The organism is Pelagicoccus mobilis, assembly GCF_016595505.1.
In the GTDB taxonomy this organism is placed as follows: domain Bacteria; phylum Verrucomicrobiota; class Verrucomicrobiia; order Opitutales; family Opitutaceae; genus Pelagicoccus; species Pelagicoccus mobilis.
The window spans coordinates 24,790-51,725 of sequence record NZ_JAENIL010000052.1; the positions used below are offsets into that span (position 1 = coordinate 24,790).

Below are 26,936 nucleotides of genomic sequence, written 5' to 3' on the forward strand. Positions count from 1 at the left end.
CGACCTCAATAATATTCGGCCTCGACGCCCTCAATCATCCCGACAGTAGCGGAACTGTGAATACGAAGCCTCACGTTCGCAGATCGCTTCACGACGATACCGCCTACCTGCGATCCTTCTCCGATATCGACGAGAGCCTCCCCCGAATTCTTGGAGCTCTTGCTCACGACAACGTCCCCCCGCACCTTCGAGGCGAGTACCCTCAGCTCACCGGCAACGATCTTCACGTCACCCGAAACTTCGCTCTCTTTTAAAGTCACGTTACCCGCAACCGTATTCACGCTGCCAGAAATCGTCGCCCCCGGGGCAACCTCGACATTCCCGGCGACCGTTTTCACCGAGCCACGGACCTGAGCGCCTTCGCCGACCCAGATCTCACCCGCTACCGTGTTCAGGCTTCCAGTCCGACTACCGCTTCTCACATCTATGTTTCCCGCCACCGTCTTGGCGTCGCGAATGCTCGCATTGGCTCCCACCCGGATATTGCCAGCCACCGTCGAGAAGCTCCGATTCTCGTCAGCCCCCTCCTTGACATAGTGATTCGTCGCCACCGAGCAACCGGCGAACAACGTCAAAAAAGCAGCGAGAAAAGCAAAGAGGGGTATGGATCTTGGATTGGTCATAACACCACTGACTACCCCGCCCCTCAGAATTGGTTACTCAGAAAGTCACACCAATCGGGCCGTCGCCTGCAACGCGCTGCAACGGCCCCATTTGCGCATTAGCCAAGCAGCGGATAATCCGTGTACCCGACTTCCGCGCCGCCGTAGAAGCTACCTTCATCCCACTCGTTGAAGCCCTCATCCTTTGCGATCCGATCCACCAGATCCGAGTTCGCAATCAAGAGTTTGCCAAACGCGACCGCGTCCGCTTCTCCAGCTTCGATCGCCGCCTTGCCCGAGGCCGCATCAAAACCTTCGTTCACGATGTAGCTGCCACCAAAAATCTTCTTCAGCTTCGGCCCTTGGCTATCCGGTCCTTTCGCTTCCCGAGCGCAGATAAACGCAAGCTTGCGCTCGCCCAACTCGCGAGCGACGTACTCGAAGGTCTCCTCCTTTTCAGGGGTGCCCATATCGTGCGCGTCGCAGCGCGGCGAGAGATGCATCCCCACGCGATCCGCGCCCCAAACCGAGAGCACAGCATCCGTCACCTCCAAAAGAAAACGAGCCCGATTCTCGAGCGATCCACCGTAGCTGTCCTCACGCTTGTTGGTTGAAGCCTGTAAAAACTGGTCGATCAAATAGCCGTTCGCCCCATGAATTTCCACCCCGTCGAAACCGGCCGCTTTCGCATTCTCTGCCCCCTTGCGGTAAGCCTCCACGATTCCGGGAATCTCGTCCTCCTCCAAGGCTCGCGGCGTCACAAACGCCTTCTCCGGGCGAATCAAGCTTACATGCCCCGCTGGCGCGATCGCCGAAGGCGCCACCGGTCGCGCCCCATCCAAATAGGACGGATCCGAAACCCGCCCCACATGCCAAAGCTGCAAGAGGATCTTCCCGCCTGCCGCATGGACCGCATCGGTCACCTTGCGCCACCCCTCAACCTGCTCACGCGACCAAATCCCCGGCGTATCAGGATAGCCCACCCCCATCGGAGTCACCGAACAGGCTTCGCTGATGATCAGGCCTACGCTCGCTCGCTGCGCGTAGTACTCCGCCATCAGAGCAGTCGGCACCCGCCCCTCTCCAGCACGACAGCGGGTCAAAGGAGCCATCACGACTCGGTTCGAGAGCTCCCAAGCTCCAATTTTTACCGGTTCTAAAAGTACGTTCATTTCGAAAATCGATTTAGCGTTTAGCGATGCTTGCCGCTATCCCACGAACAAGCCCTTCAATCTACTTCACAAAATTTGGGCAGAATCAACCATTGCTCAACGCCCCCGCTTCATCCACCGTTTTCAGCCATGAGATCCCAACTCTTGCCCCTCGCTCTGGCAACCCTGCTTCTTTCCGCGTTCACCGCCGCGCTCTCCGCCAAACCTTTCAGCATGAGTCTCGAAGTCGACGCCTCCGAGATCTCCCGCAAACTGGTGCACGCCCGCATGACCTTCGCCACCACACCTGGCGAGCTCGCTATCCGCTACCCCGAATGGATTCCCGGCATCCATGCCCCGCGCGGCCCCATCGAAAACATGGGCGGGCTCCGTATCTTCGACGAGAAAGGAGAACGCCTCCACTGGACCCGCGACCCCATAGACCGATTCCGCTTCCTCGTCGACGTGCCAAAGGGAAACAAGGAGCTCACCATCGAGCTCGACTACATCTGCAGCCAACCCTCCACCAACTCCTCGAGCGTCGACACCTACGGCAACACCTACGTCGGTATCATAAATTGGAATACACTCGTCGTTTACCCCGAAGAACACCAGCACACAGACATTGAAGTGAGCACCAAGCTCACCCTACCTCACAAATGGAAACTAGGCAGCGCCATCCCCGCTGAAAAAACAGACGACGTTTGGAGACTCGCCCCTGTTACACTCCTCGAACTCGTCGACAGCCCCGCCATCATGGGCGAACACCTTCGTAGCTTCGACCTCACCACCGAAGGCTTCCCAAGCTGCAAACTCCTCGCCACCTCCGAGTCATCCGCCGCCCTGATCGTCCCCGACGAGACGCTCGAGAAATTCCGCAACCTCGTCCTAGAATCCAGCCTCCTCTTCGGCGGAGCCCACTTCGAAGAATACAGTTTTCTCGTGATGTGCAGCGACGAGATTCCCAACATCGGACTCGAACACCTCAAGAGCAGCCTCAACGGCATCAGCGAACGCGCCCTCGTCGACGAAAAGAAACTGCTCGGCTGGGAAGGCAGTCTGCTCCCTCACGAGTTCGTCCACTCCTGGTGCGGCAAGTTCCGCTGCCCGGACGGCATGCACACACACGACTTCCACACCCCCAAAGACTCCCGACTCCTCTGGGTCTACGAAGGCCTGACCCAACACCTCGGCGAAGTCCTCACCACCCGAAGCGGGATCTGGGATATCGACCATCTCAAAAGCACCCTCGCCCACAACATCCGAAGCCGCCGAGCCACTACAGGCCGCCAATGGCGAAGCCTCGAAGACACAGCCGCCGCGGCCTACCAGCTCCGAGGCGGCAGCAAACACTGGAGCAGCTTACGCCGCAACCAAGACTACTACAACGAAGGCCTTCTCTTCTGGCTGGAGATCGACGCCATTCTTCGCACCGAAACCGACAACGCGGTAACGCTCGACGACTTTACCCAAAAATTCCTCGGAGCCAACTACCCCGGCGGAACACGTCTCCCCTTCTCGGAGGAAGAAGTGATCGAAACCCTCAAGAGCCTCCACGACTACGACTGGGACAAGCTGGTCGACGAACGCATCCGCAAACCACAAGAAAAACTCACAGTCGATTTTGTAGAGCTTCTTGGATACAAGCTCCGCTACAGCGACGAACGTTCCGACTCCCAAAAGTACTTTGAAAATACTTACAACTACGCCAACGCCCACGACTCCCTCGGCATGAACGTCAGCAGTAGCGGTAAAGTCAGCAGCAACGTCGTCACAGGCATGCCGGCCGACCTCGCCGGCATTGCCCCGGGCATGATCATCATCGGCGTCAACGACCGTAAGTTCTCCCTCAACCGTTTCCGCGACGCCATCGCCGATACAGTCATGCACGGAGAAGTGAGATTTCTCGTAGAAGACGGCGACCGATTCCGCACCCTCACAGTCAAATACGACGGCGGCTTGCGCTATCTAGAATTGGTTAGAGACGAATCCAAACCAGACCTAATCGAAGCAATCTACTCGCCACGGAGGGAAAGTTAGGACTGCCAGACAAACACTCCATCTCCTCCTTCGCCGCCACTAAATCAAAAAAATGAATACAGCCAAATCTGCAATCGTAACCGGAGGCGAACGGGGAATTGGAAAAGCCATCGTCGGACTTTTGGAAACAAAAGGATTTCACGTCAGCGTCCTCGGACTCGACTTGGAGCTCGCAAAAGAACTTCCTCCCTCGGTCGATTTCATTCAATGCGATGTCAGCCAATTTGATGCGGTAGAAAAGGCCATCGACAATATTTGCTCAAAAACAAGTCGCCTAGACGCCCTCATATGCAATGCTGGCATCGCCGATCCAGGCACAAAGGAAATAGATTTTTGCTCTCCCGAAGACTGGAAGAGAGTGATCGAAGTGAACCTTGGAGGCCCATTCTACTGCGCCAAAGCGGCAACACCGTACCTCAGACAAGCCAAAGGGAGCATCGTAAACATCGCGTCGATCCGTGGAATCAGATCCGAAGCAAATACGTTCGCCTATACCGCCAGCAAAGGCGGCCTTATCTCCCTCACACATTCTCTCGCAGCGAGTCTTGGTCCTTCCATCAGAGTGAATAGCGTATCTCCTGGCTGGATACTTACCGGTGACGACTACACGCCAACCCCCGAAGATCACTCCCAGCACTGGTCAGGCCGTGTCGGCAAAGCCGAGGATGTCGCGCAAATGGTAGCCTACCTCGTAAGCGACAAAGCGGAGTTCATCACAGGCCAAGATTTTGTGGTAGACGGAGGCGTGAGCAAAAAACTCAGCTACGTCTAACACCACCAGAGTGTTTATCTGATGAATAGGCACGTTCTCATTGGACGTGAAAGGTAGGGCGGCCTCGCCGCAGGCCGCCGTGGAGCCTTGGCGAAGGGGGAAGGCCGCCGTGGAGCCTTGATCCTGCATTGCGGCTGACTGGGCCAGTCATCTACCTCGTGCGACTAGCCATATTAAAAAAGTCACTAGCAAAACTCGATATACGACGGCGTTCCGGCCGCCATCGACTCACCCGTCGGCTTAAGCGCTCCACTCTCCACATCACGAAAATAGCTATCAAGAGAGCTCGAGTCCTGATGTGCCACAAGCAACAAGAGCCCGTCTGGGGAGAGAGCCATGTGGCGCGGCGTTTTCCCAACGCAAGAAAAGTCACCCAACCATTCAAGCGATCCACCCTCTCCGATTTCGAACCCAGAGATACAGTCGATCCCACGATTCGCGATGTAGAGGTGTCGCCCGTCCGGACTCAACAAAATCTCGGAAGGATGAGAAGTCGCCTCATCACCTTTTCGATGCGACGAGATGTATTCAATCTCTCCCACTTGCCTCCAATCTCCGTCGAAACGGATACACGCGATCTCCGAAGAAAGCTCCAATGCAACGTATAGGACACGCAACGCCCCCTGAACAACGAAGTGTCTCGGACCAGTTCCACCTCTCAACCGCACGCTCAATGCATCCTCTTTCTGGATACACTTCGTTAATCCATCCAATCGATAGCCAACCAGCTGGTCGATTCCCAAGTCGCCTACGAAAACGATTTCATTTCCAGGCATCACCGCAATGCTATGCGGATGCGGGGCTTCCTGGCGCAACTCGTTTGGCCCCGTCCCTTCATGCTTGAAGCTAGAAACCGGTTCTCCCAACAGCCCGTCCTCCGCAATGGGATAAACGTTCACATTGCTCCCCACGTAGTTCGCAACCAGCAGACGACTCCCCGTCTCCTCGCCCCGACAATAGGCTGGCCCGGGCCCGTTAGAGCTGCGCTGTTGCAACAAACGCAAGCCCCCGTCTTCAGCTACCTCGAAACAATTCAACGCTCCATCGTCACGCCCCTCAAAATCGCAAATCTCAGAGATCGAGTACAGACGATCACCTTTTTCGTTGAGCCAGAGATAAGAGGGATTTTCGACGGCGACAGCTTCTCCTACTGTAGTCATAATTCCAGATCGGGAGTCCACTTCACACGGGACAATCCCCGGACCACAGCCATCCACATGGCCAAGCGTTGAAGTATAAGTCCCAAGAAAAAAACGGCAGTTCATATGTCTTCGAAAGAGTACTGGAAGTCGGTCGGTTACGACTAGAATGGCAAAGCCTAACTCTCGACCACCAATTGAGAACCAAAAAAAAGACCGTCTCGGATTTGCTATTTCGCCCAATTCCTACACTTGTAGGAACTATGAAGAATACAAAATATTACTCCCTCCCGATCATCGCGCTGAGCCTTCTGTTCGGGTGCCAAAAAGTGGATCACGAGATCGTTGGGAAATGGCAAACGGTCGGCCCCCTCTCCGACTCTCTATTCTTCGACGAAGTCGCCTGCGAGCTCACGTTCAAGGAAAACGGTCGCTTCGAGAAATTCTCCGACGGAGGGATGAGCATACAGACCAGACAAACCGGAAAGTATCAGATCGATGGAGACAACGTCATCTTCGACTTTTCAGACCATCGCGAACCTTGGGCGATCAGCTTCAAAATAGCAGATTCTCGACTCTCCCTCTCGGACGGTGGACAATCCCTAGACTTCGTCCGCTCCGACCAAACGTCGGAAGCCCTGTTGGCGCTACCAGAAATGCCGAGCACCCTCAAGGAAGCCACCGACCTTCTCATCTCTGAAATGTCCGAGGACGACAAAACATTCGTAGCCACTCGAGCCCAAGACGATCTCATAATGTTCCACATGGGCTGGGGCATGGGTATCCGCAACCGCTTTGGACTCTGGGCAGGAAACAAGAAACTGCTAAGCTCGTGCGGCTCTCGCTGGATGCACCCCGACTCCGCCTCAGGCGTGATTATCAATTCCGTCTGGAAAGAGCTGCGAAACGATCTCGACCCCAGCTACCTGAAGGACATCGAGGAGATTCAAGCTCTCGCCAAGACCATCCCGGTCCATGGTCCCGACATCGCCGGGAAAACATTCAAGGAGATCGCTGACTTCCTAGCCCAAACAGCCTCCGATTCGTTCCTCGTCACCTTCGACATCCACCAACGAGAAGGCCACGACACCCATGTTATTTTCGAAACCTTCGAGGGCGAACAAACCCTCGCGGAAATTCTGAGCATGCTCTCCTTTCGCTTCGGCTTCCGCCTCCTCTACGAACCTGGCAAAATCGTCGTCTCCGAGTGAGGAAAAAGGAGTGAACAACAAGACTCTTGAAAGCGCCCGAGAACGCTGCCAAAACACTCACCCTGTGGACTGGAACAACATACACAACATGGACCCCAACCTGCTCGTAGGCATCGTCAATACCGCATTGAGAAATCACTTCGAATCACTCGACGACCTCTGCCTCTCGCATGCCGTCGACAAAGACGCCCTCTGCCAACAACTGGCAGCAGAAGACTACGAGTATATAGAAGCCGCCAACCAGTTCCGCTGATACGCCATGCTCGCTCGTCTCGCCCTCGCCTTCATCAGCTTTGTATCCACCTTTTCACTATCGATGAGCAGCGAGACCGATTACCTTCGCTTCGACCAGAACGATCTTCCTCGCCTCACCGAAGCAGGAGCCTCGCACCTCGCTTCCCTCGCCCTCCACTGCATCGGCCGCGAGTACCCCAACAAAATCGGGCACGTCATGGAGAGCGATGCCGACCAAGCGCCACCTCGCGAACTTCACCCAGCATTCTACGGCTGCTACGATTGGCACTCCTCTGTCCACGGGCACTGGATGCTGATTCGCCTGCTAAAAGAGTTTCCGGAACTCCCCGAAGCAGACAAGATCCGCGCCGCCATCTCTCAAAACCTGCAGCCCCACAAGATCCAAGGCGAGGTCGACTACATGACGCCCCGCACGCGCAAAAGCTTCCAACGCACCTACGGCTGGACCTGGCTTCTGAAACTCGCGGAAGAGCTAAAAACTTGGGAAGATCCGCAAGCCCGCGAGTGGGCGACCGCCCTTCAGCCTCTGGTCGATCACATCGAAGCCCTCTACATCGAGTTCCTGCCCAAGCAAACCTACCCCATCCGAACCGGAGTCCACCCCAACACCGCTTTCGGCCTGTCATTCGCCTGGGACTACGCACACACCCTCAACCGCACCGAACTCAAAGCCGCCATCGAAGAAGCCGCCCTTCGCTACTACTCCAACGACAAGAACTGCCCCGCCCACTACGAACCCAGCGGATCCGACTTCCTCTCCGCCTGCCTCGAAGAGGCCAATCTCATGCAGAGAATTCTCAGTCCCGAAAAGTTCGCAGACTGGTACTCAGAATTCCTCCCCCAGCTTCCCCAAATCCTAGAGGAACCCGCCACAGTCACTGACCGGATGGACGGGCAACTCGTGCACCTCGACGGCCTCAATCTAAGCCGAGCCTGGTGCCTTGCCGCCATCGCGCAAAAGCTGCCCCCAGACTCCCCCCACAAGAAGCACCTGCGCCAAGTCGCTGCCACCCACATCCAAGTCACCCTGCCAAACATCGCCAGCGGCGGATACGAAGGCGAACACTGGCTCGCCTCCTTCGCCGTCTACGCCCTATCTGTAGCAGGGAGATGAGCTCCCCTACACCTTGATCTCGAAACCCTTTCGGTAGCTGCGTTTCATCATCCCATTCGCAGCCGCGTTGTCCTTAAAACGCTTTTTCCCGGCGTCCCACCAGATCTTCTGGTTTCCGATTCGGTGAGCGATATTGGCCATGTGGATGAGTCCGGTGCTCGCATGCAAAGCGTCAAGATGAGCCGACGCCTTCTTCCGCGACTTCACCGCATTCAAAAAGTCAGTACAGTGCTCTTGGTCAGGTGGACGACCATACATCTTCTCGACGATTTTGCCGCCTGAGTCAGTCACGATCCAACCGCCACCATGACGGCCCATCGTCATCATCAGCTCAGACCCGTAGAGTTCGATGCGCGTAGCGTTCTGCGTCCAATAAGGAAACTCGTCCTTACGCCGAATCGTTGTCGTCGTCTTCCTCATATACTTCGGGTAATTCGAGTGCTCCACCGTCATCAAGAAATCCGGGTATTCGCAAACCACTTCCAACAAGTCCGGCGTCTCCCCATCATCCCCCTTGTGAGCAATCCGTCCTCCTGAAGCGGATACGCTGTTAGGCAACCCCGGATCTCCCATCAAGAGACAAGCCAAGTCCACCTGATGCGAGGCGTCGTTCAAGATGTCCCCTCCGCAAAAATCCCAAAAGAAGTGCCACCCGTACCGATAGATTCCACTGTGCCAATCTCGATCAGCGGCAGCCCCCAACCACTGGCTCCAATCCAGGTCGCGAGGCTGCTCACCCGAATCCGGAAGATAGAAGGGCTTTCCCGGCTTCAAGTTATAGACCTTGACCAGATGCACCTTACCAAGCTTGCCCGATTTTATATAGTCGATCGCAGCATGCACGTACGGGGCGCTGCGACTCTGCGTACCCACTTGCACAATACGCTTCGTCTCCGCCTCCACCGTCAACATCTGCTGGCTCTCCCAAAGATTATGGCAGTGCGGCTTCTCCACATAGACATCCTTCCCCGCCTGGCAGGCTAGAATCGTCGCCGGAGCGTGCCAGTGGTCAGGAGTCGCAATGATCACCGCATCGATATCCGAAGCCGCAAAGACTTCTTCCATTCTCTTCATCAAACGAGGCTTCGATGTTTGCACCTCCGCGATCAACTCCAGCACCCGGTCGAACTTGCGCTCGTTCAAATCACAGAGAGCTACCAGCTCTCCGCCCATTTGCACCATGTTGAGAGCCACGATCCCCCCTCGGCCTCCACAACCGATCAACGCGAAGCGAACCCGATCATTCGCTCCAACCACGCGTCCCCAAGAAGACGCGCTCAAGCTTAAGGCAGATACCGCTAGCGATGCCTTACTGACAAAGCCGCGGCGACTCAGTGGGGTAGTACTCGAGCTCACGCTTCAAAACATGATGAGTCCGAGCCCAAGGGTCAAGGGACGAGCTCATTTCGACGTCACCGACACCGGAACGAACCAAAATGAAGAAAGCCCTACTTCTTCTTCTTGGATTTCTTCTTCCCCGACTTCTTCTTCGAAGACTTAGCCTTTTTAGACTTGGCGGGCTTCTTTTCCTTCTTGTCGGCCTTTTTTCCCTTCTTCCCCTTTTTCGACTTTTTGGACTTCTGCTTTTTCGCCTTAGGAGCTGGTTTCTTTTTGACCGCCGGCTTCGGTTTTTTCTTAGCGACCGGCACCGCGTGCATCTTGTCCACCTCGGCAAGTTCCCGGGCTCCCGCAAGAATCCTCGCCCCGCTGACTGGTCCAACGCCAGGTACCGAGCAAAGCGACTCCAAATCACTCGCCGCTATATCTTCCACGCTCGAATAACCATTCTCAGAAAGAACGCCGGCCATCGCCGGTCCAATGCCAGCAATCTCAGTCAGGGGGGTACTCATTCCACTAGACTAGACCGCTGCGGCTATTCGTCAAACGTTCAGACCAATCCCCCCTTCGCCCACACGAACTGGATACAGAAGCAAATACTTAAAAAACGCCCAATCCAACCGATACTCCTACTCAAACAAACCGACCGATGAGTGCACGAATCCTCGTGATCGATCCAGATCCAAACGCCATCGAGGCACTCCAAAACGCCTTGGAGCCTAAAGCCGCGTCGTGGACACTCGTCACGGCGCAAAACGAAACCGATGCTCTCGCAGCCGTAGAGGATACCACTCCAGACATCGTCGTCACCTCCCTCGCCGCAAACCAAGGCGACGGACTAGCCCTCCTTTCCAAACTTATCGACCGGGCGCCGCTAGCCCACGCCTACATCCGAGCCGGCGAAGATCAAAAGCCAAGCCTCTCCCGAGCCCTGGAAGGCGGCTGCCACTTCCTCTCCACAGAACTCTCCAGCAACGAGTTGCTCGAAGAACTCAAAACCTGCCTCAGCGAACGCTCCTGGCAAACCAGCCCCCAAGTCGAACAAGTCCTCGAAGCATGCTCCCAATTCCAGAGCCTGCCGGACAGCTATCTCCAGATCGCTCGCGCCATCCAGTCTCCGAACGCTTCGATTAGCGATGTAGCAGAACTCATCTCCCTCGACCTCGCCCTCTCCGCCAAAGTCCTCGAAACCGTAAACTCACCCTTCTACGGATTCGGCAAGGAGATTAGCGACCTTTCACAAGCGATCAATCTCCTCGGACTCGGTTCCCTGCAGAGCATCGTGCTCGCCATCAAAGTCTTCGACTACATAGGCCAATCGACCACCCACTGCGCCCTCGTGAGCGAGATCTGGAACCACAGCATCGACGTCGCCGCTGCAGCTCGCCGTATCACGCTTCACACTACAGATAACCCTCAAGAAGCGGAACTCGCCTACTCCGCCGGACTGCTACACGACATCGGCAAACTGATCCTGCTCGAAGTCATCCCAGACCAGTTCATCGAGGCCCAACGCCGCGCCTACGAAAACTCCCGCTCCACCTGGCGAAGCGAACTCGAGGCCTTCGGCTGCGACCACGCGGAAGTCGGAGCCCGCCTCTTGGCCAATTGGAACCTGCCCTCCGTCATCTGCCAAACCACCGCCCTGCACCATCGCCCCGCAAACGCCTGCCAATCCGAGTTCAGCATCCTCACCGCGGTCCACGCCGCCAATACCGTCGTACGCAAACGCAAGCAAGCCTCACACGCAGATGCAATCGCAGACCAAGCCTACCTCCACGAGATCGGCCTAAGCGAAAAGCGGGACGAATGGGAACTGGTAGCCAGAGGACAACCCCTCCCAACGAAACCCAAGCTCAGCATAAAACGGGAAGCCCCCACCGACGCCCCCCCACCCCCCATAACAACAACTCGAGTCGCCCACGACGCGCTCTCCCGCGCGATCGAAGACGCCCAACAAAAAAAAGAGCAACGGGAGGAACGCCTTTCCGCCCACCGGCACACCAACAACGTCTACCTCGCCTTCGCCGCAGGCATCGTATGCTGCCTGAGCTGTATCTACTTTCTTAGCACAATCGAAGACGCCCCCGCCCAAGAGCCCGAATCCATCGCTCCCTCACAAGGAGCAAACTACGGCTCCCGCCAAGACATCCTCGACGAAATCATGTCATCCGACGCGCCCTCGAAGACTGACGCCACTCCCAAAGCAGCCCCCTCCATCCTCACCGAGGTAATCGTCGAAACGCCACCCTCAGAGCCGCCACCTCCGCCCCCGCCGCCCTTTCCAGAAATCCAGCTCGGCGCCATTTTTCACCGTAGTTCAGGAGCGAAAGCCCAAGTAAACGGACGCATCCTAGGAGTGGGCGACACCATCGAAGGAGCGCGCATCACCGCCATCGAGCAACTAAGCATCACCGCAGAGCACTACGGCCGCACAAAGACCTTCACCCTAAACTAAAAGGTAGGGCGTGGGCACCGCCCCACGCCTCGAACAGCCCCCTCTCTACAAATCCTTCAGAAGCAAAATAGCGGCTTCGTTCTTGTATTCTCTCGCCAAATCCAGCGCCGTCACTCCGTGACTCGAAACCACCTTCGGATCCACTCCCGCCTCCAGCAGTTGCTTCAGCACATCCTCCCCGCCGCTTGCTCCAGCCTCGTGCAAAGGCGTTCCGCCCGCATCGCTGAGCGCATTCACATCGCAGCCTATCTCGATCAAAGCCCGCACCGTTTCAGCCTGGTTCTTGGCCGCCGCGAGGTGCAGAGCTGTCCAGCCCTGTTTATCGCGGACCGACAAGTCTACATCGTAATTCCCTAGCTCGCGACACATCTCCGGCAAGTTTCGCACCACGGCTAGATGCAAGCTGGTCTGCTTACTCTTGGTAAGAGCGTTCGGATCCGCCCCTCGCCCCAGCAGGAAAGCTGCTGCTTCACTCTTCTTCCGCATGATGGCTTGCTGCAGCAGCGTCATATTTCCCCGACCCGGCTTGTTCAGCAAGCTGGGATCGATTTCAAGATGCGACGCCATATCCGCCACATCACCGCGAGCGATCGACTCCTCAACCGTCTTGTACTTAACGATACTTGGAAAATCGGATACGACTCCATGATCTGGAATCTCCATTCCCGCCGTCCAAGCGATTCCATTTAGAACGAGTCTCCGGAAGTCGTCATCGTTCCAATTGGAATGGAAATGCCCGCCGGTAAACCCGAAGCCACGCTGCCCCTTTTCGCCGACTCTCGACCAAGCGAGATGTTGCTCTTTTCCAGCAGCCAATTCTTCACGCAAGACCGGATTCCCGGACCGCGGGCCATCCTCGCCTATGGTATCAGCAGGAGGCACAGCAGAGAGCACTGGCGTGTAGCCACCGTCGTCACGGAAACGCATATGGTAGTACCACTCGTCCTCTAGCTCGAATGAGGAAACGCCATTGGAAATGGTCGAATCAGACAAGGTCGCGTTCTTCAAAGTCCAAACCGGATTAACCGACCAATCCAGATCGAAGTAGCCACCGATCGACTTCGTCATAAACGCGGCCAACTCCTCAGTCCCCGGCTCAACCGCGAAGTGCAGAAAGACGAAATTCACTCCTGCTGAATAAAGCGCGTCCAGTTGATCGACCTTCTCATTGGCCACATGAAGCTCAGCCCCATCGCAGTAGACGACAACTGTTCCCACTCCCTCAAAGGCACCTTCCTCCTCTGGCCAACCCAGCGAAACAGACGCCTCGACCCCCAGTCCGCTCTCATTTAAGGAACCGGCCAACACCTCGCATCCCGCAGGGAACTCATGCTTGTTCCAGCCGTGGCTCGGCTCGCCAGCGATAAAAAGCACCTTGTTCGCATTCGCCAGTAATCCGGAAACGAATACGATTGATAAAACGAGGGAAACAATGGGGCGAAACAACATTCTCCCAACTTGAGCGCCTCCGCCGCCGAGGTCGACCCCGAATAACGCTCCGTAGCGCGGTGCTTCAGCCCGCGTCGTCCTTGCAGGATCAATTCCTAGGTCACGCGGGCTAAAGCGCCGCGCTACGACACATGCCTAGACGCAGCAGCTCTCAGCGGGCCGCCTCCCAGTCGATGATCTGGATATCGAACATCACCGTCGTGTACGGCGGCACTTGCCCGGCACGCCCCTTGTCCTTGTAGGCGAACTGGGACGGAACCGCCACCGTGTACTCCCCGCCATTTTGCATCAAAGGCATCGCGATCTCCCAGCCCTCGATGATCTCACGCGGATCGGCGCCCACCTCGAATCTGAAATTGTGATAGCGACTCTGCTTCTGGTTAAAGATCCGCCCATCCAAAAACTTGCCGACATAGAGAGCCGTCACCGTATCCCCCTTCTTAAACTTCGGCCCGCTTCCAGCCTTCGTCTCCACGAAGCGAATACCCCCCTTAAGCAAGCGAGCATCCGGCAAGATTTCGGCGACCCGCTCCGCATCCTTAGGCGGCATGTAGTCGAGCACAAATTCGGACGATGCGTCCTGCCCGTGGCAAACATTCGATACGCAACACGCGAACAAACAGATCTTGAAAAGGCGAAAAATCGGCATGTCTACCGTTAGCAAAACTCATGCCTTACCAGCAATACGCTCAAGATTCCCCTTACGCCACCTCCCGACGAGGCAAAGCACCCGCGAGCTCAAGCTTCAACGCCCGACATTCCCCGTTGGCCAATCGCTCGAACTTCGCCAAATCGAAGCCCAAATACACGCGCTGCTTCAAGACTTGCCACTCCGGAGTCGCCTCCAAGGAGGCGGGATCGTCCATAGGCGTATCGCCATTACAGCCAACGTGATTATGGCGGCACAAATCGCGAGCCAACGACACCGCCGCTACCAGATCCCGATCACGCGAAGCGTTCTCCGGGTCGTTGATCCAGCGAAAAACGCTCACAAACCGCAATGGCATCCCCTGCTTCTCCGCGTACGCTTCCGCGATCTCATGCGTCGTACAGCCAATGAAATGCCGCTCCGCCGCCGCCAGCCCGATACCAGTGTCGAGGGCATACTTCTGAATTGCAGGAAGGGCAAACGGGTGAAGCCGCGTCAGCAGGACCTTGCCCAAATCATGCATCAAACCCGCCGTGTACGCCACGGGAGCCAAGCTGGGCATCTCCAGATACTCGCACACAAACTGAGCCATACGTCCCGTCGCCACCTGAAACATGCGGAAGGACGACCAGTTCGATTGCGGCCCCGCCTCAAACATACGCTCCGGCACCGCATCCAAAGCCGTGCCGATCGAAGCCAGACGATTCTCGCCCAAGTAGCCGACCGCCATGCGCGTCTCCTCAATGGCCGACGCCTTGTCCTCCTTGTCCTTCTTCAACCGGTTGGCGGCGATCAACACCTCCGCGGACAAGCCGGGGTCTTTGTGCACCAAATCAAGCAAAGGCGCCAGCGAAGTCGGACGCCCTGTCGCAGCCATTTGATAAGAAGCGGAAATCGACTCCACGATCGGGCAGGAAGTGAGCTTGTCGAACTCCCGCTTGATCTGATCGATGCTGATCACTGGGCAGCGGTTTTCCAAGTTGGCGTCCAGCCAGAACTTCCGGTCACGCGCCTCTGCCTCCGAATTGATCTCCTCTTCGGTCATGAACACTTCGGGAATTTCGTCACAATGCAGATACGCGTGAATCAACCGCGAGGCCAACCCAAGCGGATCGTTGTTCACGTCTCCGTTAGGCCAACTCCCTTCGCCCGCCTTAAAAACCAACTCGTCCAGACAGCGGACCACCCCCTCCGCGCCCCCCTTGCCTGCGACTAAAGAAACTTGCTTCAGCCAATCCACGATCGGCTTCTGCGGCTGGCCCTCCTGAGCCTTGCGACACGCCAGCGACTCCTGTCCGCCAGCCAGCGCTTTCTCCAGTTTCTCGAGCATCGCGTTCAAACGCTCCGGCTCCCACTCCGGGTTGCCTTCCTCGAAATAATGCTCCCGCCAAGGCTCGGAACACGCCTTGGAAATCTCCGCGAAAATCGCATCCTCCCGATAAGGCTTCACCAAAAAGTTCTGCACCTTCAGCTCCAAAACCTTCCGTACGCTGTCACGATCCGGGTGCCCGGTGTAGACCACCACTGGGATCGATCTCAAAATACAGTCCGCCTTCAGCTGCTGAATCAGCATCAAACCGCCCTCTCCCTTGAGCTTCAGCTCCAAGAACACCAAATCCACCTTCACGCTGTCACGGATCAGCTTCCACGCTTCCGCCACCGAATCCACCGCGCAAAAACGGTGATCGCCGCGGCTCACGATGCCTCGCAATGCAAGCTTCGCCACTTCGTCTGAGTCTACTAAAAGTATGTTGGCCATGTGATGCTCTTAGGGTTGGCCGTTTTGAAATACGGGGGTTTACCTAGTTTCATCGGCCCCCTCCCCAACGCCTTTACTTTGCGGACCCAAGTATAAGCCCACGCGCTAAAGCCGATAAGTATCTATTAGTAAAAGGTATTTAATTCCCTAAAAAATACGCGATCTCCGCATCAAGGAAAAGACTCCGTTCTCTACTCGAAAGGATTGAGCGACTTCTCGAAGGCGGCGACCAACTCTCGATCCCCCTTCTCCTCCGCCAAAGCCAGCCCCTCGCGAAACGTCACCTCCGCCTCGTCGGCCAGGCCTTCCTTTCGCTGCATACGCCCTAGCAAGAGCAGGGTCTTAATATCCTCGGGATCAGCCTCCAAAATCCGCTCGCAATAGGCCATCGCTTCCGCCCCATTTCCTTGCTCGTCCTCAAGCAGGGCCAGCCCCATCAAAATCTTCTTTTCCCCAGGCACGATCTCGTCGGCATCCTCCAGCATTCTCACGGCTCGACTCACACGTCCCGCCTTCGCTTCCTTCATGGAATGCTGCAACAACATCGCCAGCAGCGCCTCCTTCGCCTTAAGGTTGTCCGGATCCTTCTTCAGAATCTTCTCGATCTGACGCATCCCTTGCCGCTCCCTCTCCGTCACGAACAGAATCTGAGCGTTCAGAAACACCATGTCGTCCATCACCTCGTCCGCTTCCAGGAACGGCTCCAAGATCAGCTCCGCACGATCGACGTTCCCACGAAGAAACATCATCTCAGCCAGCTTGTAGTTGTATTTTGGATTCTCTGGCTCGAGCTTGATCGCCTTCTGCAAAGCGTAAGTCGCGGCCGGCACCTTCTTCTGAGCCACGTAGACGCTCGCCTGCACGTACAGGAGCTCCGCCGAATCTGGAAAACGCCCCAGGGATTCCTTGACGATCAAGGCCGCCCCCTCCGCTTTTCCCGCCATCAGATAGATCGCAACCAGCCCTCCCACCGTCTCCGGCGTCGCGTCGTCCCGCTTGCTCGCAAGATGCCAGTAGCGTGCCGCAGACTCCAGATCTCCCGCTTCCTGGTGCAATCGGGCAATCGAAACCAGTCGCTCCAAACTCTCCCCTTCGCTTTCGAGCAAAGCCAGTTCGGCCTCCAAACCACCGTCCGATTCCTGCGAGTATCCACTGGCGACAAAAGTAAACGCGCCGAGGCAGAAACAGGTTTTCAGGAGCAGAGAGAATTGAGGCAAAAAGGGAGATTTCACGATTTCGAAAGTCTGCAGCGAACCCTCAGCATGAGGCAAGCGCTCGCTCGCGGTTTATCTAGTTCAACTCGAAAACCAGCAGGGGCCCTTCATTTAAGCCGACCAAAACCTCCGATTTCCCATCCCGATCCAAATCGGCCGTCGCCAAATGCTTCGGATATCCATTCACTTCCAGCCCAGATCGCCAAGGCATCAACGCCTCGAACCGCTCATCGCCAGATCCTTCGATCACCACGAGATGCCCCTTCAAACGACGCCCCGCCCATGAGTTCGGTGGGACCGGCTCCAAGCTGAGCACCAGATCGTCCAGGCCATCTCCATCACAATCCAGCACCACCGCATCGATCGCCATCCCCGTCTGAGCCAGAGCTGGAAGCGCCACCTTACGAAAGCCGCCCGACTTTTCTTGCAACAGTATGACAGTGCGACTCTCCGTGATCTCGTCACGCCGAAACGCGGTCCCCAAATCGGGGAACACAACCTCCACCGGCGTCGTGGCATACTCCTCGTAAGTCCTCGTGGTAGCCGAAATCTCCCGACTAAACTGCTTGCTCGCGATGTTTCGCGTTTCCGTAAGCAACAACTTCCCGTCCACCGTCCGAGCCTGCAAATGAGCGCCCACCCCGTCGCGTATCTGCGAGAACAAAGCCACCGGAGCATCCACACTCGGCCGGTACCGCGAGTTGCCCCCCACGTTCCCCAGAAAAACATCCCTCAACCCATCTCCATTAAAATCTCCCACCTCCACAGAACGCCAAAGACCACTCCCGGCTTCCGCAGAAAAGCCGCCACCATCACGCACCAGCCCTGAGTCCGTCATTCGCCAAAACACAGCTTCGCCCCATTCAGTCGCTTGCAACAAGTCGGTCCTGCCATCCGCATCTAAATCAACCGCAAGCAGCTCCATCACCTTACCGCTTTTTCCGAAGGCTACCGCGAAAGAGCTCTCAACATTCCGCACAAAACGCTCTCCATCCCGTACCCAAACCTGATTGTCCTCAGTAAACGGATACTGATCCTTCTTAGTCGCTCCTCCAATAACCACATCAAAATCTCCATCCGCATCCAAATCGATCAAAGCCCGTCCGCGAGATGCAGTGGCAGGCGCATCGAAGGACTTACCATCGAGACGCTCAAACTCGAGATCGCCCACGTTTAGGTAGATGCGGTCCTGATAAAACTCGCTGCCCCCATCGAGTTCCATGCTTCCCGCAAGCGCCAACAAGTCCAAGTCAGCATCTCCGTCGAAGTCGAACAAAGCCAAACCGGAGTCCTCCGAGTCATAGTCGTCAAAAAAGACATCCGACTCCACCAACTCGAGAGCCTCACCCTCTTCGTTCCTAAAAACCCGTGTCTCCAAGCCAGTCGCCCCGCCCATCACGACATCGCTCCAACCATCGCCATCTAGATCGCCCACCCGAACCAGCGGACCACTCCACGTCTCGTCAAAAGGCAGCAGAGGTTGGCGACTAAACGGGTCGTAAAACTCCTCTTCGCTCTCCGTATCATCCGACACCTCTATTTCGGAGCGAACAAACAATGTCTCGGTTTCCTCCCTGACCTTACTCCCAACCGTATCCTCTTCCCGTATACGGTAACGTTTCCCAAGTTGCACACTCTCCAAACGCTGCACCTTCCCGCTTGGCCATTCGATCCTCAACTCGTCAATCGCCTCCGCTTCAGCGAACGCGAAGTGAACCACCGGTTCATCTTGCGACATATATCCACGGGTCGAGCTCAACTCCCGAACCTGTACCGTTTCACCTACTCGAGCCGTCACCTTCGCGCCATAGCCGAAGCGATTACTCTCCACCCCTTCCAATCGAAGAATAACGCGCCTTCCATCCACGCTCGTGTTTTCGTACAAGGTCGGCGGCGTATTCAGATTATTGATCAACAAGTCCAAATCCCCGTCCTGATCTAAATCCGCATAGCTCGCCGCGAAACTAATCCCAACATCATCCAAGCCCCACTCCTTGCTCAGATCCCGAAACGAAAGACCTCCCTCATTCCGAAACACCAGATTTGCTTCGTTCAACGCCGGACTATTCTCATACCCTTTTATACGATGCATCACGCTCCGAGCCCTTCCCATACGCATCGCCAAGTCGCTATTGTGAAATTCCCGAATCATCCCATTGGTGAAATACGCATCCAGCCAGCCATCGTTGTCCATGTCCACTAAGCGAACCGCCCAAGTCCATCCGGTCGCCTCCAACCCCGTCAAATGCCCCACTTCCGCAAACTGATTCGGCCCAATCTTGAGCGACACCATATTGTACATGTATTGGCTCACCTTCGACTTGGAGATATCCAGCAAGTACGAGCCTTGCGTACCAACCGAGACATGATGCTTCACATGATCCGGCGACGCCATATCAGCGACCATGAAATCGACATGCCCATCGTTGTTGATGTCCCCGAGATCCGCTCCCATCCCGAAATAAGGAGCAGCCACCAGAGTCTCCTTGATCACATCCTTAAAGGTATTGTCCTTGTTGTTTAGATACAGCTTATCCGTTGGAGCAAAATCGTTCGCCACATAGATATCCGGCCAGCCATCTTCATTGTAGTCCCACCAGATCGCGGCATGTCCCTGACCGCGCCCTTTGATTCCCGCCTCTGCCGTGATTTCGACGAAATAATCGCCCCGATTTTCAAAAAGCAAATCCGGCATTCCCTCCGGCTTCTCAGCCGCCTCAAGAAAGTTGCACTGCAAGTAAAGATCAAGATCCCCGTCACGATCCATATCCGCAAACGAAGGTGCGTTGGTCCCCGTATTTATGTTCAGCCCCCACGCTTCCCCTTCTTCGCTGAAGACACCATTGCCATCATTGATAAACAACTCGTTCTCAGAACCCACATAACCCACATACAAATCGAGGTCTCCGTCATTATCGACATCCACGAAACTCGCTCCCGAACCGAACCCTGTTTTGCCTGCAACACCAGCCTGGTCGGTCACCTCCTCGAACCTGAAGTCGCCAGTATTCAAATACAGAGCGTTCGGAGAATCTTTGTTCACTAGAAAAACATCTGGCAAATCATCACCATCAACATCGCCAACGATGGCACTCGTTCCAATGCTTCCATTGTAGTACTGGTGCCAATACTTCCCCCAAGCCTCCGGATGGCTGTACTCGTTCACACTCACCAATCCTGATTCCTTCGCTGAAATCGTACGAAACAGGGGCCCAGCCGATTCAGAGGACTCGACGGATCTAAGATCAACGCTATCCACAATTTCCCCGTACACCGAGGAACTCGAAGCAAGACACAAAACGAAACAAAAGAGGGGTAAACGCATAAAAAAACGGCGGCACATAAGCGTGCCACCGTTCTCCTCTCTCCCCGTCCCCTCCGCAAGGAGAAATCAAGTCATAAGCAAGAGTTCAATCCTATCGGGTCGTCGCTCGCAACGCACCGCAATACCACAATCTCTCAACGCTCCAAAACCCAGTCCCCAATCATTACAATCGTCGCTGGATCAAAGGTCTCCTCGATCAATCCATATTCCTCCAGTACCCCCGTCTCACAGTTCTGGAACAAGTGATTCAAGCCCGAGCGAACAAGCACCTTCGCCTCAATCAATCCTGCTTTCTCAAGCGAAGTACGCATAATCTCAGCATTCACCTGCGCATCTACCTGAAAGTCCTTTTCCGCAAACAAGGCAAAGGTAGGGACTTTCAATTTCTCTAGATAGGCCGCTGGATCGACCCGCATCAACTCACGAAACCAACGAGTCGTCACCACTTTGATATTCTGCTCGTAGAGCTCGTGAGTATAACCGATCGCCGCCAATTCCGTTTCAGAAAAATCCTCCAGAAAATCGTTCTTGCGATCCTCCAAAACCGCAAGCAGCGCCTCACGATCAAGAGACCGATCCTTGATTAGCGTCATATCCAGAGCGCTTGCAACTTCCACTCGAGCTATGATCTCCTCGCTAACCCCTTTCAAACGCAAAGCCGCGCTGCCCTGACGCGTCAGCAGCTTATCCAGCGCTTCCGCAGGTGGAGCCAAGAGAACAAGAAAGTCCAACTGCTCCTCGAGGGTCGAGGCAACCGGCCCCACAAGGCCTCCTTCACTATGACCGATCATCCCGATCGCGTCCTGATCGACCTCGCGTTGCCCCTCCAGAAAACGCACCGCCGCGATAGCGTCGTACGCCAAATCCTCAACTGAAGCTTCCATCAAATTTCCCTCCGATTTGCCAACCCCTCGGTCGTCAAATCTCAATGACGCGATTCCGCGACGCGCCAAGGCATCGGCTAAAACGGCGAAAGGACGATGCTCCATCAAACTCTCGTCGCGATCCTGAGCGCCAGAGCCAGTGAAGAAAATCACAGTACGAAAGGGCCCATCCCCCTCAGGGATTACAAAGGTTCCGCCAAGCGAGATGTCGGCGACCTCGTTGCGAAAAGCGACTTCGCGCTCGTCGTAGGGAAAGGGACCTTTGGGTTCTTGTGGGCGCTTCAACGTCACCTGTTCAGCAACTCGCAAAAACGTCAACGGACGGGTGTGACCTCCTTGAGTCCACTCCCCAACGATTTCGCTACCATCGGAAGATAGCTCGCCGGTAAAGCTGCCGCCCACGCGATTGATCGTAAAAGTGAATACTCCATCGGAGTCAGCCACAGAGTCCATGTCCAGTTTTGTTGATCCCTGATCGAGGCTCACCAAAGAACCACTAAATCCTTCCGAGGCACTTCCGGAAACCTGCACCGCAAGCCGTAAGCTAACAGGAGGTACTGAAAGTACTCCTAACCAATCGCCTGTCACACCCTCTCCAGGTATCCCTTTTTCGGGTACAGCTTGAATCGCTGCGGTTTCGCCTTCTACAGCTTTCGCCAGCGAAAACGTTAATTTTTGCCCCCCTTGACTGAAGTCTCCCTCAATAGAGTTACCCGTAGCATCCAGCTTCCCAAAGAAAGTAGGCTTCCCCGGCACTCCTTGCATCGCGAATCCGACTCCCTCATCGCTCACCTTCACTTCCGACAAGGTGAAGCCCCTCAAATTCTGAGCGGGAATATCAATCGTCCCGGACCATTCGCCGGATTCACTCTCGGACAAAGTCACTTCAATCGGTAAGCCACTTCCGGGAATATTGATTTTTCCCTTCCACAAACCCGCCTCCGGCAGAGCTGCGGATAGACTGGTTGTTAACGCGACAGATAAAACAAGTAGGATTCTAAGCATCGTTTTCATGATGCAGAATCTAGCAGCCGCGTGTTACCGCGATGTTACCCGAAGAAGCCGACCCAGATTTCTGAAACACAGTGCCCCGACAGGTAGCGGCCGCTGTCCCCAGCGGCCACACGCACTGCAGGAGCAATTTGCAAGCGACGAAATATTCGACCCTGATTTACTAAAATAGGCCACCCTGCCGCTTTAGATGGCATCTAGCTTCCAACTTAAAAGTGTAACTCAACAGTTCATTGATCTCTTGCTACCAAAGCTCCGTTATGGATCCTATAAGTTAGGCTTACCCATTCCTGACGCCCTGTCCAAACTCGTTTACCCCACAAATGCCCAGCAGACCGCTCGCTTTCGCAGCTGCCACCAGCGCTGTCATCGCCGCATCTTCCGTTCCAACGACGGAGGCCACTCCACTTGTTGACGAATCCTTCCGTGAGTTCGCCGCCACCTACTGCGTCGACTGCCACAATCCCGACAAGAAGAAGGGCAAATTCGACCTGCAAACCCTTCTCGATCAGGATCCTGCGCAACACCTCGAAGTGTGGGAAGAAGTCCAGTGGATGATCGAAGACCGCGAAATGCCGCCCGAAGATGAGCCGGGCGAACCCAAGCTCCCTCGTCCCTCAGAGTCAGACTACGACACCCTTGCGACCTATCTCGACTCCGCTCTGCAGCCCCTATTCGCAGCGCAAGACGCTTCCGCTCCATCGGCCAACCAATCCGACTTCATCGGGCAAAACTGCCTCAATTGTCACAACGCCGAGGACCACGAAGCAGATCTCAACCTGGAAGGGCTCAATATAGACGACCCGCTCGCCGCTCCTGAAATCTTCGAAAAAGTGGTTCGCCGCCTCGACGCCCGTCAGATGCCACCCGCCGATCGCAAGCGTCCTGACGAAGCCACCTACCTACGCGTAGTCGACCAGCTCGTCGACACCCTGGACGCCCACGCCGCCGCCCACCCCCAACCGGGCCGCACCGACACCTTCCGTCGTCTCAATCGCACCGAGTACCAAAACGCGATCCGCGACCTACTCGGAGTGGAGATCGATGCCGCCGCTCTCCTTCCGAAAGACGAATCCAGCCACGGCTTCGACAACATCACCGTCGGCAATCTCTCGCCAACCCTGCTCGACCGCTACATCACAGCCGCCCAGAAAATAACGCGCCTCGCGATTGGCACCCCAAGCGACAGCGTACAAGGCGATGTCTTCCGCGTCCCCGCCGACCAAACCCAGGAAAAACACGTGGACGGGCTTCCCCTCGGTACCCGGGGAGGCACTCTCATTTCTTACAACTTCCCGCAAGACGGAGAATACGAGATCAAGGTCCGCCTCACCCGCGACCGCAACGAGCACGTCGAGGGACTCCGTGGCGAGCACGAGATGGACATTCTGCTCGACCGCGAACTACTCGAACGCTTCATCATCAAGCGTCTCGACGATGGCCGCGAAGACCACGCTCTTGTGGACGAACACCTCCGCCTCCGCACCCATATCAAAGCCGGCCCGCGCGAACTCGGAGTCACCTTCGTGCAACAGTCCTACTCCCTTCTCGAAAACAAACGCAAACCGCACAATTCCCACTTCAATCTCCACCGCCACCCGCGCCTCTCACCCGCTGTCTACCAAGTATCCATAACCGGGCCTTACAATGGCCAAGGCGCCAGCGACACTCCTAGTCGCCAGAAGATTTTCTCCCGCTACCCAAGCGGACCGAACGACGAAGTTGCAACCGCTCGCGGAATCCTCTCCAGCTTCATGAAGAGAGCCTATCGCCGCCCCGTGACAAAGCAGGACCTCAAGAAGCCCATGCGCTTCTACCACGAAGCAGCCGTGGACGCAGGGTTCGAAGCCGGCATCGAGATGGCCCTCAACGCCATCCTCGTCAGCCCAGAATTTCTCTTCCGCATCGAACGAGATCCCAAACGCCTCCCCAAAGATGGTTACTACGCCATCAGCGACCTCGAGCTCGCCTCCCGAATCTCTTTCTTTCTATGGAGCAGTATTCCGGACGGCGAACTGCTCGACCATGCAATCGCCGGCAACCTCCGTGAACCAGACGTACTTGAACATCAAATACGCCGCATGCTCGCCGATCCGCGATCCAAGAGCCTGACCAACAACTTCGCCAGCCAATGGCTCTACCTCCGCAATCTCGAGTCCACGACTCCCGACCTACGCGAGTATCCGGATTTCGATGACAATCTTCGCCAAGCCTTCCGCACCGAAACCGAACTCTTTGTAGACTCCGTTTTCCGCGAAGATCGCCCCGTCACCGACCTCCTCCAATCCGATTACACCTACCTCAACGAGCGCCTCGCACGTCACTATGAAATTCCCGGCGTACTCGGCAGCCGCTTCCGCCGCGTCGAGCTTGAGCCCCACCACCACCGCGGCGGCATCCTCCGTCATGGCAGCGTGCTCACCGTCACCTCCTACGCCACCCGCACCTCTCCCACTATCCGCGGCAATTGGATCCTTGAGAACATAATCGGCACCCCACCTCCCCCACCACCACCGGACGTGCCCGATCTCGAGGACAACGAAGTCGACTTCAGCCTACCCATGCGCGAACGCCTCGCCGAGCACCGAGCCAACCCGCAATGCGCAAGCTGCCACGACGTTATGGACCCCGTCGGCTTCGTACTTGAAAACTATGACGCTGTGGGCCGCTGGCGCGACTTCGAACACGGGCACCCCATCGACTCCACCGGCGGTCTCCCGGATGGCCACCTAGCAGACGGCATCGGTGAACTCGAAAACGGCCTGCTCGCGAAGCCAGAACTCTTCGCCCGCACTCTCAGCGAGAAGCTTCTCACCTTCGGCATTGGCCGTGGCGTCGAGCCCTTCGACGCCCCCGCAATCCGCCAAATCGTTCGCGATGCCGCCAAAGACGACTATCGTTTCTCAAGTCTCATCATCGGCATCGTCAACAGCACCCCCTTCCAAAACCGAGCCACCGAATCCCACTACCTGTCCCAAAGGTAGGGCGTGACCGCCGGGCACGCCGCACAGCCCACCATCACACATCCCAATCCCACTACGTTACAACTTTCACTAGCACCCCGAAAATCCTTCGTGCCCTTCGTGGGCAAAAACAAACGCCCCTATGAAATTCATCACCAAGAAATCCATCCCGCGTAGAACGTTTCTCAAAGGCGTCGGTGCCAGTCTCAGCCTTCCCCTGCTTGAGGCCATGATCCCAGCGGCCACCGCCATGACCAAGACCGCCGCCAACCCGGTCAAGCGTCTCGGGTACGTCTACATGCCGATGGGCTGCGACATCACTCGCTGGACTCCAGGCAGCGAGAAAAACCTCGATACCCTCTCGCCCATTCTCGACTCGCTTTCCCCGGTTAAGGACAAGATCAGCATCCTGACCAATATGGAGCTCAAGCCCGCCTACCCGGGCTCGCATGCTACTTCCAACTCAGCCTTTCTCAGTGCTGCTCGAGCCAAAGTAACCGAAAGTACCGACTACTATCTCGGCACCACCGCCGACCAAGTCGCTGCCCAACACATCGGTCAACAAACTCAGCTCCCCTCTCTAGAGCTCGCCATGGACTTGCTCCAGACCGTCGGCCAATGCGACAACGGCTACGCCTGCGTTTATCAAAACAACCTGTCCTGGTCTTCCCCAACAACTCCCCTTCCCGCCGAAGCCCATCCGCGACTCGTATTCGAAAATCTATTCGGCGAAGGTGGCACGCCTGCGCAACGCCAAGCCGCCCTTCGCAAACGGGCCAGCCTGCTCGATTCAGTGACCGAGGACATGCGACGCCTCAAACGAGAACTCGGTGCCAACGACCGCGAAAAGCTCACCGAGTACCTCGATTCCATCCGCGAAGTCGAACGTCGTATCCAAAAGGCGGAGTCCGACACCAAAGACAATCCACTTCCAGATCTCGATCGTCCGACCGGAGTCCCTGCAGCCTACGCTGACCACGCTCGACTCATGTTCGACCTGCAGCTGCTCGCCTACCAGGGTGACATCACTCGCATCTCCACATTCCAACTCGCTCGCGAAACGAGTAACCGTTCGTATCCAGAAGTCGGAGTCGCCACTCCGCACCATCCTCTTTCCCACCACGGAGGAAACGCGGAAAAAATCGCTCAGATGGCCAAGATCAACGCCTTCCACGTCTCCCTCTTCGCCGAATACCTCGAAAAGCTCGCTGCCACTCCTGAAGGCTCAGGCAGCCTGCTCGACAACGTTCTCATCCTCTACGGATCCGGCATGGGCAACCCCAACAACCACGACCATACCAATCTTCCAACCATCGTCGCCGGCGGCGCCGCAGGTGGCATGCAAGGCAATCGACACATCACCTACGACAAGCCGACCCCGCTCGCCAACCTCCACCTCACCCTGCTCGACAAGGTCGGAGTCCCAATCGAGTCCTTCGGCGACTCCGATGGCATGATCAGCGAACTCTTCCAACCCCTCTCCATGTAAAAGGTAGGGCGGGCCCGCCGTGTCTGGTCAAGATACATGGTTAACAGGTGTTAAGAGACATGGTTAACACTTTTTGATGCCGTGGATGGAGACCGATAAGATAACCCAAAGAA

The 26,936-nt window shown here is 56.2% G+C and carries 19 protein-coding genes; 8 read left to right on the forward strand and 11 right to left on the reverse strand.

Annotation, left to right across the window (positions count from 1 at the left end):
- Positions 1-5: 5 nt before the first annotated feature.
- Together JIN87_RS22230 and JIN87_RS22235 are read right to left on the reverse strand one after the other, a co-directional pair.
- Positions 6-623, reverse strand: coding sequence for a DUF4097 family beta strand repeat-containing protein (locus JIN87_RS22230; RefSeq protein WP_200357831.1), 618 nt, complete (start codon positions 621-623; stop codon positions 6-8).
- Positions 624-721: 98 nt separating this feature from the next.
- On the reverse strand, positions 722-1,774 hold the full coding sequence (locus JIN87_RS22235; protein WP_200357832.1) for an alkene reductase: 1,053 nt from the start codon (positions 1,772-1,774) through the stop codon (positions 722-724).
- A 129-nt stretch (positions 1,775-1,903) separates the two neighbouring features.
- Here JIN87_RS22235 and JIN87_RS22240 point away from each other — a divergent pair, with 129 nt between their 5' ends.
- Complete coding sequence (locus tag JIN87_RS22240; protein WP_200357833.1) at positions 1,904-3,793, forward strand: M61 family metallopeptidase; 1,890 nt, start codon at positions 1,904-1,906, stop codon at positions 3,791-3,793.
- 52 nt (positions 3,794-3,845) lie between these two features.
- Positions 3,846-4,565, forward strand: coding sequence for an SDR family oxidoreductase (locus JIN87_RS22245; protein WP_200357834.1), 720 nt, complete (start codon positions 3,846-3,848; stop codon positions 4,563-4,565).
- A 185-nt stretch (positions 4,566-4,750) separates the two neighbouring features.
- Here JIN87_RS22245 and JIN87_RS22250 read toward each other — a convergent pair whose 3' ends face one another.
- Positions 4,751-5,830: a lactonase family protein gene (locus JIN87_RS22250; RefSeq protein WP_200357835.1), complete on the reverse strand. Its 1,080-nt coding sequence runs from the start codon at positions 5,828-5,830 to the stop codon at positions 4,751-4,753.
- A gap of 137 nt (positions 5,831-5,967) precedes the next feature.
- Between JIN87_RS22250 and JIN87_RS22255 the strand changes: the two genes are divergently transcribed.
- From JIN87_RS22255 to JIN87_RS22265, 3 genes are read left to right on the forward strand one after another with little or no spacing between them, the layout of a single operon-like run.
- Positions 5,968-6,915: a lipocalin-like domain-containing protein gene (locus JIN87_RS22255; RefSeq protein ID WP_200357836.1), complete on the forward strand. Its 948-nt coding sequence runs from the start codon at positions 5,968-5,970 to the stop codon at positions 6,913-6,915.
- Positions 6,916-6,925: 10 nt separating this feature from the next.
- Entirely contained in the window at positions 6,926-7,168 is a 243-nt protein-coding gene (locus tag JIN87_RS22260; protein ID WP_325176403.1) for a DUF4250 domain-containing protein, read from the forward strand.
- A gap of 6 nt (positions 7,169-7,174) precedes the next feature.
- Complete coding sequence (locus tag JIN87_RS22265; protein ID WP_200357837.1) at positions 7,175-8,284, forward strand: DUF2891 domain-containing protein; 1,110 nt, start codon at positions 7,175-7,177, stop codon at positions 8,282-8,284.
- A 6-nt stretch (positions 8,285-8,290) separates the two neighbouring features.
- Here JIN87_RS22265 and JIN87_RS22270 read toward each other — a convergent pair whose 3' ends face one another.
- Together JIN87_RS22270 and JIN87_RS22275 are read right to left on the reverse strand one after the other, a co-directional pair.
- Positions 8,291-9,640, reverse strand: coding sequence for a Gfo/Idh/MocA family protein (locus tag JIN87_RS22270; protein ID WP_200357838.1), 1,350 nt, complete (start codon positions 9,638-9,640; stop codon positions 8,291-8,293).
- Between the two features lie 92 nt (positions 9,641-9,732).
- The gene (locus JIN87_RS22275) at positions 9,733-10,134 is read right to left on the reverse strand and encodes a helix-hairpin-helix domain-containing protein (RefSeq protein WP_200357839.1); all 402 of its coding nucleotides are present in this window, start codon (positions 10,132-10,134) and stop codon (positions 9,733-9,735) included.
- Between the two features lie 137 nt (positions 10,135-10,271).
- Here JIN87_RS22275 and JIN87_RS22280 point away from each other — a divergent pair, with 137 nt between their 5' ends.
- Positions 10,272-12,080, forward strand: a complete 1,809-nt coding sequence (locus JIN87_RS22280; protein WP_200357840.1) for an HDOD domain-containing protein — start codon at positions 10,272-10,274, stop codon at positions 12,078-12,080.
- 45 nt (positions 12,081-12,125) lie between these two features.
- On the opposite strand, the gene JIN87_RS22285 is transcribed toward JIN87_RS22280, so the two are convergent.
- From JIN87_RS22285 to JIN87_RS22310, 6 genes are all read right to left on the reverse strand, one after another.
- On the reverse strand, positions 12,126-13,529 hold the full coding sequence (locus tag JIN87_RS22285; RefSeq protein WP_200357841.1) for an ankyrin repeat domain-containing protein: 1,404 nt from the start codon (positions 13,527-13,529) through the stop codon (positions 12,126-12,128).
- 151 nt (positions 13,530-13,680) lie between these two features.
- A complete protein-coding gene (locus JIN87_RS22290) occupies positions 13,681-14,178 on the reverse strand; it encodes an FKBP-type peptidyl-prolyl cis-trans isomerase (RefSeq protein WP_200357842.1) in 498 nt (165 codons plus the stop codon).
- A gap of 52 nt (positions 14,179-14,230) precedes the next feature.
- The gene (locus JIN87_RS22295; protein ID WP_200357843.1) at positions 14,231-15,937 is read right to left on the reverse strand and encodes an HDOD domain-containing protein; all 1,707 of its coding nucleotides are present in this window, start codon (positions 15,935-15,937) and stop codon (positions 14,231-14,233) included.
- Between the two features lie 191 nt (positions 15,938-16,128).
- Positions 16,129-17,169 (reverse strand): tetratricopeptide repeat protein, encoded by a 1,041-nt coding sequence (locus tag JIN87_RS22300; RefSeq protein ID WP_200357844.1) that lies wholly within the window; start codon positions 17,167-17,169, stop codon positions 16,129-16,131.
- A gap of 58 nt (positions 17,170-17,227) precedes the next feature.
- Positions 17,228-20,323: a VCBS repeat-containing protein gene (locus JIN87_RS22305; RefSeq protein ID WP_325176404.1), complete on the reverse strand. Its 3,096-nt coding sequence runs from the start codon at positions 20,321-20,323 to the stop codon at positions 17,228-17,230.
- A gap of 287 nt (positions 20,324-20,610) precedes the next feature.
- Positions 20,611-22,374 (reverse strand): alpha/beta hydrolase family protein, encoded by a 1,764-nt coding sequence (locus JIN87_RS22310; protein ID WP_200357846.1) that lies wholly within the window; start codon positions 22,372-22,374, stop codon positions 20,611-20,613.
- A gap of 320 nt (positions 22,375-22,694) precedes the next feature.
- Between JIN87_RS22310 and JIN87_RS22315 the strand changes: the two genes are divergently transcribed.
- Entirely contained in the window at positions 22,695-25,355 is a 2,661-nt protein-coding gene (locus JIN87_RS22315; RefSeq protein WP_200357847.1) for a DUF1592 domain-containing protein, read from the forward strand.
- Between the two features lie 130 nt (positions 25,356-25,485).
- On the forward strand, positions 25,486-26,823 hold the full coding sequence (locus JIN87_RS22320) for a DUF1552 domain-containing protein (RefSeq protein WP_345780808.1): 1,338 nt from the start codon (positions 25,486-25,488) through the stop codon (positions 26,821-26,823).
- The last annotated feature ends 113 nt before the right edge of the window (positions 26,824-26,936 follow it).

What these genes read in the sequence shown, in the direction of transcription:
- JIN87_RS22230 (WP_200357831.1), bottom strand. Translation starts at nt 623, where the DNA reads ATGACCAATCCAAGATCCATACCCCTCTTTGCTTTTCTCGCTGCTTTT.
- JIN87_RS22235 (WP_200357832.1), bottom strand. Translation starts at nt 1,774, where the DNA reads ATGAACGTACTTTTAGAACCGGTAAAAATTGGAGCTTGGGAGCTCTCG.
- JIN87_RS22240 (WP_200357833.1), top strand. Translation starts at nt 1,904, where the DNA reads ATGAGATCCCAACTCTTGCCCCTCGCTCTGGCAACCCTGCTTCTTTCC.
- JIN87_RS22245 (WP_200357834.1), top strand. Translation starts at nt 3,846, where the DNA reads ATGAATACAGCCAAATCTGCAATCGTAACCGGAGGCGAACGGGGAATT.
- JIN87_RS22250 (WP_200357835.1), bottom strand. Translation starts at nt 5,830, where the DNA reads ATGAACTGCCGTTTTTTTCTTGGGACTTATACTTCAACGCTTGGCCAT.
- JIN87_RS22255 (WP_200357836.1), top strand. Translation starts at nt 5,968, where the DNA reads ATGAAGAATACAAAATATTACTCCCTCCCGATCATCGCGCTGAGCCTT.
- JIN87_RS22265 (WP_200357837.1), top strand. Translation starts at nt 7,175, where the DNA reads ATGCTCGCTCGTCTCGCCCTCGCCTTCATCAGCTTTGTATCCACCTTT.
- JIN87_RS22275 (WP_200357839.1), bottom strand. Translation starts at nt 10,134, where the DNA reads ATGAGTACCCCCCTGACTGAGATTGCTGGCATTGGACCGGCGATGGCC.
- JIN87_RS22280 (WP_200357840.1), top strand. Translation starts at nt 10,272, where the DNA reads ATGAGTGCACGAATCCTCGTGATCGATCCAGATCCAAACGCCATCGAG.
- JIN87_RS22285 (WP_200357841.1), bottom strand. Translation starts at nt 13,529, where the DNA reads ATGTTGTTTCGCCCCATTGTTTCCCTCGTTTTATCAATCGTATTCGTT.
- JIN87_RS22290 (WP_200357842.1), bottom strand. Translation starts at nt 14,178, where the DNA reads ATGCCGATTTTTCGCCTTTTCAAGATCTGTTTGTTCGCGTGTTGCGTA.
- JIN87_RS22295 (WP_200357843.1), bottom strand. Translation starts at nt 15,937, where the DNA reads ATGGCCAACATACTTTTAGTAGACTCAGACGAAGTGGCGAAGCTTGCA.
- JIN87_RS22310 (WP_200357846.1), bottom strand. Translation starts at nt 22,374, where the DNA reads ATGAAAACGATGCTTAGAATCCTACTTGTTTTATCTGTCGCGTTAACA.
- JIN87_RS22315 (WP_200357847.1), top strand. Translation starts at nt 22,695, where the DNA reads ATGCCCAGCAGACCGCTCGCTTTCGCAGCTGCCACCAGCGCTGTCATC.